Source organism: Ideonella sp. (assembly GCF_035254525.1).
Classification (GTDB): Bacteria; Pseudomonadota; Gammaproteobacteria; order Burkholderiales; family Burkholderiaceae_C; genus Ideonella.
In genome coordinates this window covers 1-7043 of the sequence record NZ_DATFAN010000160.1, presented here as the reverse complement: position 1 = coordinate 7043, position 7043 = coordinate 1, and the positions used below count along the sequence as shown (strand labels likewise).

The following is a 7043-nucleotide window of genomic DNA, read 5'->3' as shown; positions in this document are numbered from 1 at the left end:
AAGCTCTACGCGCTGGACGAGGGCGAGCTCGAAGCCGCGCTGGACAAGCTGCGCAAGGAAGGGGCGCGCGAGGGCAGCTGGAGCATCAGCCGCTTCAAGGGCCTGGGTGAGATGAGCGCCGAGCAGTTGTGGGACACCACGTTGAACCCCGATACCCGCCGCCTGCTGCGCGTGGGCTATGGTGCGCTGGACACCCTTGCCACGACGGTGTCGCTCGGCAAGCTGATGGGCAAGGGCGAAGCGCAAGCCCGCCGCGAACTGATGGAGTTGCACGGCGACACTGTCGAAGTGGATGTATAGGCTCCCACGTTCCGTTCCCAAGCAAGACCGATGACTGCCCCAGTGCTGCTTCGCCCGACGATGGTGTCGGATCTCGACGCCGTCGTCGCGATCGAGCGGGACCAGCACAACCTGCCGTTCATCACGCCATGGGAGCGTACACAGCACGAGGGCGCGATCCGCTTTCCCGACTTCCGGCACTTCATCGTGGAGGCGGGCGACAGCCACGAGCGGCTGGGCTTCGTGATCCTGCAGGGCTGCCGCAACCCGCACCGCAGCGTGGAGTTGAAGCGCATCGTGCTGCAGACCAAGGGCCAGGGCCTGGGGCGGGCCTGCGTGCGGCGGCTGAAGGCCATGGCCTTCGGCGATCTCGGAGCGCACCGCTTCTGGCTCGATGTGAAATTGCTCAACACCCGTGCGCTGGCCTTGTACGAGAGCGAAGGCTTCGTCGAGGAGGGGCGCTTGCGCGAAAGCGTGCGCGTGACGATCGATGGCGCAGACGGCTACGACACGCTGGTCGTGATGAGCCTGCTCGACCGCGAGTACCAGGCCCGCCGAGCGATGGGGCTCGAGGCGCCGCTCGAGGGCCTGGCGTGATGCGCACCGGCCTGTTCGCCCTCGCGCTGTGCGCCGCCTTGCCGGCCAGGGCGGAGCTCTGGGCCTTCGTCGACGGTGCCGGCGTCGCGCACTTCGCCGACCGCGCGATCGACTCGCGCTACACGCCGGTGTTGCGCAGCGCGCGGGGCGAGATGGAGGGCGACCACGTGCCCGGCAAGACGATGACCCGAACGAACCTGCTGACCTGGCTGGAATTCGCGCCCGAGGTCAAGGCCGTGCAGCCGCTGCTGCGCGAGGCCGAAGCGGCGACTGGCATCGACGCCGAGCTGCTGAAGGCGCTGATCACCGTCGAATCAGGCTACCGCGGCGACAGCGTGTCGCCGCGCGGTGCGGTCGGCCTGATGCAGATCACCCCGGCCACGGCGGAGCGCTATCTGACGCGTGACGAAGCGGCCGCCCGGCCGGTCGACGAGCACCTGCGCGATGCGCGCAGCAACATCCTGATCGGTGCGCGCATGCTCGCCGACCTGTGGCGGCGCCTGGGCGGCGTCGACAAGGCGCTGGCCGCCTGGAACGCCGGCGAGGCGCGGGTGCGCCAGGCCGGTGGCAAAGTGCCGGCGATCGCCGAGACCCGCTCCCACGTGCACATGGTGCTGGAGCTCTACTGGGCGCTGCTGCAGCAACGCCAGCTCGGCCTGGCCCGCGAGCTGAAGCTGGCCGGCCCCGCCACCGACACCCCAGGGGCCGCCTCACGCTGAGCCCCGGCAGCCGCAGCCCCCGCGCCGCGAAACGGCTGCAACGAACACCGAGACCTCGAGACCATGGAACAGACTCCCCTGACATTTGCATCGCCCGAGGGTGGCGACGGCGGCGGCAATGATGCCATCACGCTGGCCCACTACGCGGAACGGGCCTATCTCGAATACGCGCTGAGCGTGGTCAAGGGCCGCGCGCTGCCCGATGTGTGCGACGGCGCCAAGCCGGTGCAGCGCCGCATCCTGTATTCGATGCAGCGCATGGGCCTGGGCTACGGCAGCGCCGGCGGCTCACCCAAACCTGTGAAGAGCGCGCGGGTCGTCGGTGACGTGCTGGGCAAGTACCACCCCCACGGCGACACGGCGGCCTACGACGCGATGGTCCGCATGGCGCAGACCTTCAGCCAGCGCTACCCGCTGGTCGACGGCCAGGGCAATTTCGGCAGCCGCGATGGCGACAACGCCGCGGCCATGCGCTACACCGAAGCGCGCCTGGCGCCGATCGCCCGCCTGCTGCTCGACGAGATCGACGAGGGCACGGTGGACTTCGTGCCGAACTACGACGGGTCGGAACAGGAGCCTCGCCTGTTGCCGGCGCGCCTGCCGTTCGCGCTGCTGAACGGGGCCTCGGGCATCGCCGTGGGCATGGCCACCGAGATCCCCAGCCACAACCTGCGCGAGGTCGCGGCCGCGGCGGTGGCGCTGATCCGCAACGAGAAGCTGGATAACGATGAGCTCGCCGCGCTGCTGCCGGGGCCCGACTTCCCGGGCGGCGGGCAGATCATCTCCAGCGCCGCCGACATCCGCGCCGCCTATGCCAGCGGCCGCGGCTCCTTGAAGGTGCGTGCCTGCTGGAAGATCGAGGACCTGGCGCGCGGCCAGTGGCAGCTCGTCGTCACCGAGCTGCCGCCCGGCAGCAGCGCGCAGAAGGTGCTCGAAGAGATCGAGGAGCTGACCAACCCCAAGGTCAAGGCCGGCAAGAAGACACTGACCGCCGAACAGACGCAGCTCAAGGTGGCCGTGCTGTCGGTGCTGGACACGGTGCGCGACGAATCGAGCAAGGACGCGCCGGTGCGCCTGGTCTTCGAGCCCAAGAGCCGCGCCATCGAGCAGCAGGAGCTGATCACCACGCTGCTGGCCCACACCAGCCTCGAGTCGAGCCTGCCGATCAACCTGACGATGGTCGGCCTGGACGGCCGCCCGACGCAGAAGAGCCTGCGCCAGATGCTCGTCGAGTGGGTCGCCTTCCGGCAGACGACGGTGCAGCGACGCTCGCAGCACCGGCTGCAGAAGGTGAAAGACCGCATCCACGTGCTCGAGGGCCGGCAGCTCGTGCTGCTGAACATCGACGAGGTGATCCGCATTATCCGCAATGCCGACGAGCCCAAGCCGGCGCTGATCGAACGATTCAAGCTCAGCGACCGCCAGGCCGAGGACATCCTCGAGATCCGGCTGCGCCAGTTGGCGCGGCTCGAAGCGATCAAGATCGAGCAGGAGCTGAAGGGCCTGCGCGAAGACCAGGCGAAGCTGGAAGAGATCCTCGGCAGCCCGGCGGCGCTCAAGCGCACGATCATCAAGGAGATCGAGGCCGACGCCAAGCAGCATGGCGACGAGCGGCGCACCCTGATCCAGGAAGAAAAGCGCGCCGTCGCCGAGGTGAAGATCATCGACGAGCCGGTCACGGTGATCGTCAGCCTGAAGGGCTGGGTGAGGGCGCTCAAGGGCCACGAGGTCGATGTGGCGGCGCAGACCTTCAAGGCCGGCGATGCGCTGTACGGCGCGTTCCCGTGCCGGTCGGTCGACACGCTCTACGTGTTCGGCAGCAACGGCCGCGTCTACAACGTGGCGGTGGCCGCGCTGCCGGGCGGCCGCGGCGATGGCCAGCCGATCACCTCGCTGATCGAGCTGGAAAGCGGCACGCAGCCGGCCCACTACTTCGCCGGGGCGGGCGGGACGACGCTGCTGCTGGCCAACACCGGCGGCTTTGGCCTGCTGGCCCGCTGCGCCGACCTGGCGACCCGCCAGCGCGGGGGCAAGAGCTTCCTCACGCTGGAAGACAAGGAGCATGTGCTGCCGCCGGCGGCCGTGCTGCCGGCCCATGGGCAGGTGGCCTGCCTGTCGCTGACCGGCCGGCTGCTCGTCTATCCCTTGAACGAGCTGAAGCTGCAGTCCAAGGGCGGCCGTGGCTTGACGCTGATGGATGTCGACGCCAAGGACCCGCTGCTGTCGGTGACCACCTGCGGTGAAGCGCTGCGGGTGCTCGGCACCGGCCGCGGCGGCAAGGCCAAGGACGAACTGCTCAAGGGCGCAGCGCTCGCCGGCCACCAGGGCAAGCGGGCGCGCAAGGGTCACAAGGTGGATGGCATGCAGAAGCCGATGCGGGTCGTCGCCGCTTGATCCAGCGCAGCCCGGGCGGGCGTGCGGGCTTCCCCTCGGGCGTCCAGGGCCGGTCGCGGGGGTAGACTGGCCCGCATCCAAGGTGATCGGAGTGCGGCGACAGCGGCAGTGATCCTGGCGCGTGAGGCCGCTCCGGCAAAAGGAGACTGCGCCCGTGCTACCCACCAACGTGGCGGATCCGGCCTACTTCCACAAGGTCGTCGACTGCCAGTGGGCGTGCCCCGCCCACACGCCGGTGCCCGAGTACATCCGGCTGATCGCACAGGGTCGCTACGACGACGCCTACATGGTCAACTGGGTGTCGAACGTGTTTCCCGGCATCCTGGGGCGCACTTGCGACCGCCCGTGCGAACCCGCTTGCCGACGCGGCCGGGTGGAGGAGCGAAACGCCGAGAAACCTGAACCGGTGGCCATCTGCCGGCTCAAGCGCGTGGCCGCCGATTTCAAGGGGGCCGAGGTGCGCGCGCGCATGCCGCGGCCCGAGCCGCGCAACGGCAAGCGCGTGGCCTGCGTGGGCGCCGGGCCAGCCTCGCTGACCGTGGCACGTGACCTCGCCGCGCAGGGTTACGCCGTGACGGTGTTCGACGGCGATGCCAAGCCCGGCGGCTTCATGCGCACGCAGGTCCCGCGCTTTCGACTGCCCGAGAGCGTGATTGACGAGGAGTGCGGCTACATCCTCGGCCTGGGCGTGGAGTTCCGCAGCGGCCAGTACGTCGGCTCGATGAAGGCGCTGCTGGCCGAAGGCTGGGACGCGGTCTTCGTCGGCAGCGGCGCGCCACGGGGCCGGGACCTTCGGATTCCCGGCCGCGACGAAGCAGCCGCCCAGATCCACATCGGCATCGACTGGCTCGCGTCGGTCTCGTTCGGCCATGTCACGAAGGTCGCGCCGCGCGTCATCGTGCTGGGCGGGGGCAACACGGCGATGGACTGCTGCCGCTCGGCGCGGCGGCTCGGCGCGAGCGATGTGAAGGTCGTCGTGCGCAGCGGCTTCGACGAGATGAAGGCCTCACCGTGGGAGAAGGAAGACGCGATGCACGAAGGCATCCCGATCCTCAACTACCACGTGCCCAAGGCCTTCGAGCTGGAAGGCGGGCGGCTGGTCGGCATGCGCTTCGAGATCGTCCAGGCTCGCTACGACGCGAAGGGCCGGCGGGAGCTGGTGCCCACCGGGCAGCCGGACGTCGTGCTGCCCTGCGACGAGGTGCTGATCGCCGTCGGGCAGGAGAACGCCTTCCCGTGGATCGAGCCCGATTGCGGCATTGCCTTCGACAAGTGGGGCCTGCCTGCGCTGGGCGAGACAACGATGCAGTCGACGCTGCCCAGGGTCTTCTTCGGCGGCGATGCAGCCTTCGGGCCGAAGAACATCATCACCGCAGTGGCCCACGGCCACGAGGCGGCGGTGTCGATCGACAAGTTCCTGCATGGCGAGGCCGTCGGCGAGCGGCCCCCGCCGCACGTGAACCTGCTGTCGCAGAAGATGGGCATCCACGAGTGGAGCTACGACAACGCGGTGTCGATCGACCTGCGCAACAGGGTGCCGTGGACGGCGGCCGAGAAGGCGCTGGCGAGCATTCGGGTCGAGGTCGAGCTCGGCTTCGATGCGGCCACCGCGTTCAAGGAAGCGCAGCGCTGCCTGAACTGCGATGTGCAGACGGTGTTCAGCCCCAAGCTGTGCATCGAGTGCGACTCCTGCGTCGACATCTGCCCGATGGATTGCATCAGCTTCACGGCCAACGGCGACGAGGCCGAGTTGCGCGGGCACCTCTCGGCCCCGGCGCCGCATGCCGACCAGGACCTGTATGTGAGCCCGCCGCTGAAAACGGCGCGGGTGATGGTGAAGGACGAGGACGTCTGCCTGCACTGCGGGCTGTGCGCCGAACGCTGCCCGACAGGGGCGTGGGACATGCAGAAGTTCCAGCTGCTGACGACGCAGGCCGGCCCGGCCTGCCGCGCCCGCAGCGGCCGTCACGTGGGGGTGCACGCCAAATGATCCATCGCATCGAAGCGGTCAACGACTTCGTCGTCAAGTTCGCCAACGTCAACGGCTCGGGTTCGGCCTCGGCCAACGAGTTGTTCGCGAAGGCGATCCTGCGGATGGGGGTGCCGGTCAGCCCGCGCAACATCTTTCCGAGCAACATCCAGGGCCTGCCGACCTGGTACGAGGTGCGCGTCAGCGAAGCCGGCTGGCTGGGCCGGCGCGGCGGCGTCGACATGATGGTGGCGATGAATCCGCAGACCTGGGCGCAGGATGTGGCCGAGTTGTCGCCGGGCGGCTACCTGTTCTACGACAGCACGCGCCCGCTGCCGCCTTCGGCGTTCCGCAGCGATGTCACCGTGATCGGCATGCCGGTGACGGCCATCTGCAACGCGACCTACGAAGACGCCCGCCAGCGCCAGCTGTTCAAGAACATCATGGTGCTGGGTGCGCTGTCGGCGCTGATGGACATCGACGCGGCGGTGATCGAGAGGCTGTTCTCCGAGCAGTACCGCGGCAAGGAGCGGCTGCTCGAGTCGAACGTGCGTGCGCTGCATGCGGGCCGCGAATTCGCGCGCGATCACCTGAGCCCGCCACGCGGCCCCGGCCTGGGCCTGCGCGTGCGGCGCGCCGAAGCCGTGGGCGAGCGCGTCTTCGTCGACGGCAACAGCGCGGCGGCGCTGGGCTGCGTGTACGGCGGGGCCACGGTGTGTGCCTGGTACCCGATCACACCCTCATCGTCGGTCGCCGAGGCGTTCCAGAAGTACTGCGAGAAGTTTCGCGTCGACCCCGACACCGGCGAGCACCGCTACGCGATCGTGCAGGCCGAGGACGAGCTCGCCTCCATCGGCATGGTCACCGGTGCCGGCTGGAACGGCGCACGCGCGTTCACCGCCACCTCGGGGCCGGGGGTGTCCTTGATGACCGAGTTCATCGGTCTGGCGTACTTCGCCGAGATCCCGGTGACGATCATCGACGTGCAGCGCGGTGGTCCCTCCACCGGGATGCCCACCCGCACCCAGCAGGCCGACCTGCTGGCCTGTGCCTATGCGTCGCATGGCGACACCAAGCACGTGTTG

Annotated in this window: 5 protein-coding genes and 1 pseudogene; all 6 read left to right on the top strand. The window is 69.1% G+C overall.

What is annotated here, in order from left to right:
- Positions 1-300: pseudogene (locus VJ693_RS16345) on the top strand (DNA topoisomerase IV subunit B); the annotation flags it as partial.
- A gap of 30 nt (positions 301-330) precedes the next feature.
- Positions 331-876 (top strand): GNAT family protein, encoded by a 546-nt coding sequence (locus tag VJ693_RS16340; RefSeq protein ID WP_324155805.1) that lies wholly within the window; start codon positions 331-333, stop codon positions 874-876.
- Positions 876-1595 (top strand): lytic transglycosylase domain-containing protein, encoded by a 720-nt coding sequence (locus tag VJ693_RS16335; RefSeq protein WP_324155804.1) that lies wholly within the window; start codon positions 876-878, stop codon positions 1593-1595. The genes VJ693_RS16340 and VJ693_RS16335 overlap by 1 nt, the downstream gene beginning before the upstream one ends.
- Before the next feature lie 63 nt (positions 1596-1658).
- Complete coding sequence (gene parC / locus VJ693_RS16330; protein ID WP_324155802.1) at positions 1659-3989, top strand: DNA topoisomerase IV subunit A; 2331 nt, start codon at positions 1659-1661, stop codon at positions 3987-3989.
- Positions 3990-4143: 154 nt separating this feature from the next.
- A complete protein-coding gene (locus tag VJ693_RS16325) occupies positions 4144-5979 on the top strand; it encodes an FAD-dependent oxidoreductase (RefSeq protein ID WP_324155800.1) in 1836 nt (611 codons plus the stop codon).
- On the top strand, positions 5976-7043 hold a 1068-nt coding region (locus tag VJ693_RS16320; RefSeq protein ID WP_324155799.1), incomplete at its 3' end, for a 2-oxoacid:acceptor oxidoreductase family protein. The genes VJ693_RS16325 and VJ693_RS16320, both read left to right, overlap by 4 nt.

Excerpts from the sequence above, each read along its gene's own strand:
- VJ693_RS16340 (WP_324155805.1), top strand. The coding sequence starts at position 331 with ATGACTGCCCCAGTGCTGCTTCGCCCGACGATGGTGTCGGATCTCGAC.
- VJ693_RS16335 (WP_324155804.1), top strand. The coding sequence starts at position 876 with ATGCGCACCGGCCTGTTCGCCCTCGCGCTGTGCGCCGCCTTGCCGGCC.
- parC (WP_324155802.1), top strand. The coding sequence starts at position 1,659 with ATGGAACAGACTCCCCTGACATTTGCATCGCCCGAGGGTGGCGACGGC.